The organism is uncultured Maricaulis sp., from assembly GCF_905480005.1.
Classification (GTDB): Bacteria; Pseudomonadota; Alphaproteobacteria; order Caulobacterales; family Maricaulaceae; genus Maricaulis.
In genome coordinates this window covers 1-2,513 of sequence record NZ_CAJQOO010000050.1, presented here as the reverse complement: position 1 = coordinate 2,513, position 2,513 = coordinate 1, and the positions used below count along the sequence as shown (strand labels likewise).

The window sequence follows — 2,513 nt, the reverse complement described above, 5'->3', positions numbered from 1 at the left end:
GACTTGCGGGCCGGTGCCGGCATGGTCTCGATGCGTGCGCTCAGCCGGGCTCTGTGATCGCGGTCCGCCCAGCAGCTGGCGTGAAGGGCAATGCGCAGGCGGATACGCTTTTGCTTGCGGGCGAAGGCGGTGATCATGCCGATCGCGGCATCCAGGGCGCACATGTCCAGATCTATCTGGCTGATCTTCGACATGCCGGTTGAGATGGCGCGGCGCCCTTCGAGCGCCCGGCCACCCACCACGACCTTGGCAAGGGCGGCATTGATGGCAATGGACTGTTTCTGGGCGTCCCAGAGCGGCCGATAATGCGCGAGCACGTCCTCGTCTTCGCATTCCGACACCGGTCGACTGCGCGGCATTTGGGCGGGCTTCGGTATTTCAGCGGCGGCCGGCGCGGCTTTCGGTGCGGCTTTCGGCGCGGGCGGAGGAGAGGCGGTCATCGTTGCCAGCTGGGTGATCTCGTCCGCAGCAACGCGGCTGGCCTCGCTCTCAATACCGAGTTCCGAGGTTTCCGGCGCGCCGAGGAAGAAAGCCATCAAGGCTTCACCCAGTTCGGCGAGAAAGGCAGCCGGGTCCTCAGGCGTTTCGGCGAAAAGGACCAGAAAGCCTTCTTCGCAGGGAATCACGGCGTCATTCTCGGACAGGCGCCGGGCGAGAAACTGGGTGCCCGCAGTGAAAACCTTCTTCTTTGCAGTCGGCCAGTTTTCGCCAGCCTTTTCGCGAACTGCAGCCAAATTGACCAGGCGGAATTGCCCGACATCAATGCGCTCGCCACGCGACATGGCCCGCTTGATGAATGTTTTTAGGTCAGCCGTCATCGATGTCCGTGCCCGGAATGCTTGCTGGCAGTATGCCCTTGAATGCTTAAGACCGGATTGACTGTAACGTGTTCGGAAATGGTCGGAATGCAGAGCGTTGAACGCCGGTCTTGCCTGTCCTGACAAGCCGCGCCATAACGCGCGCCCGGCCTGCGGATGTGGCGGAACTGGTAGACGCGCCAGATTTAGGTTCTGGTGCCGAGAGGCGTGGGGGTTCGAGTCCCTCCATCCGCACCACCTGTTGTCCTGTGGGCTTCGGGTGGCGAGCTGTCGGCGGTCGCGCCGTCTCGTGCAGGAGGGGTGGCTCAGGCCCCGTTGACCCTTGGCTTTGACCGCAGACTCTGCTGCGCTGTGCGGTCGAACCGCTCCGCAGCGTTGCCTACGCCGAATCCGCGTGACATAACGCGCGCTCGATTTTGCACGCGGTTTTTTGCCGCCCGTCTGTTTGAACATCTAAGGCTAACCCATGAACGTCATCGAGAAAGCCTCCGAAGGCTTGAGCCGCACCTATGAGATCGTCATCCCGGCTGATGATCTGCAAGCTCGCCTGTCTGCGAAGATCGAAGAGATCCGCCCGGAAGTCCGCCTGAAGGGTTTCCGCCCGGGCAAGGTGCCGACCAGCCACATCCGCAAGATGTTCGGCGAAAGCATCATGGGCGACCTGCTCAACGAGCTGGTTCCGGAGACCACCCAGAAGACGCTCGACGAGAAAAAACTCCGCCCGGCATCGCAGCCGGACATTTCGGTGACCAGCGAAGCCAAGGACGTGCTCGGTGGCAAAGCCGATTTTGTCTTCGAGATCGCCCTTGAAATCATGCCCGATTTCGAGCCGGCTGATCCGGCCAAGCTGTCAGTGACCCGCCCGGTCGCTGTTGTCGAGGACGCGGAAGTCAACGAGGCGCTCGAGCGTCTGGCCAGTGAAAGCCGTGAATTTGCGGCCAAGAAGGGCGGCAAGAATGCCAAGGCGGAAGACGGCGATGTCGTCGTCATCGACTTCATTGGCAAGCTTGATGGTGAAGTGTTCGAAGGCGGTTCCGCCGAGGACGCGCGCGTCGCTATCGGTGATGGTGCTTTCATCCCGGGCTTCGAAGAGCAACTGCTCGGCGCCAAGGTCGGCGAAGAGCGCGAGCTGAATGTCACCTTCCCGGAGAATTACCAGGCCGAACAGCTGGCCGGTAAGGCTGCCGTGTTCGAGGTTACCGTGAAGGGTGTCGAGTCTCCGCAGGATGCCAAGGTTGATGACGAACTGGCCAAGCGCCTGGGTCTCGAAAATCTGGACAGCCTGAAAGAGGCGCTGAGCAAGCGTTTCGAGGGCGAGCATGCCCAGCAGTCGCGCATGAAGGTCAAGCGTGACCTGCTCGACAAGCTGGATGCCGAGCACAAATTCGACCTGCCGCCGAAAATGGTTGAGGCCGAGTTCGAGAATATCTGGCGCGAAGTGGCGAGTGCCATGGAGCAGGATCAACTCGAGGAAGAAGACAAGTCCAAGTCGGAAGACGAGCTCAAGAGCGAGTATCGCGATATTGCCGAGCGTCGTGTGCGCCTGGGCCTCGTGCTGGCCGAGATCGGTCGCCGCAACAATATCGACGTGACCCAGGAAGAACTGTCCCGCGCCATCAATCAGGAAGCGGTGAAGTATCCGGGTCAGGAGCGCCAGGTCGTCGAGTTCTACCAGAAGAACCCGAATGCCGTCGC

At 61.3% G+C, this 2,513-nt stretch carries 1 protein-coding gene, 1 tRNA gene and 1 pseudogene; 2 read left to right on the top strand and 1 reads right to left on the bottom strand.

The window, feature by feature from the left end:
* A pseudogene (locus tag QZ266_RS06000) lies at positions 1-818 on the bottom strand (hypothetical protein); the annotation flags it as partial.
* Between the two features lie 152 nt (positions 819-970).
* On the opposite strand from QZ266_RS06000, the gene QZ266_RS05995 reads away from it, so the two are divergent.
* Together QZ266_RS05995 and tig are read left to right on the top strand one after the other, a co-directional pair.
* Positions 971-1,055, top strand: a tRNA-Leu gene (locus QZ266_RS05995).
* A gap of 229 nt (positions 1,056-1,284) precedes the next feature.
* Positions 1,285-2,513: trigger factor (gene tig, locus QZ266_RS05990; RefSeq protein WP_295692634.1), on the top strand; the 1,229-nt coding region annotated here is incomplete at its 3' end.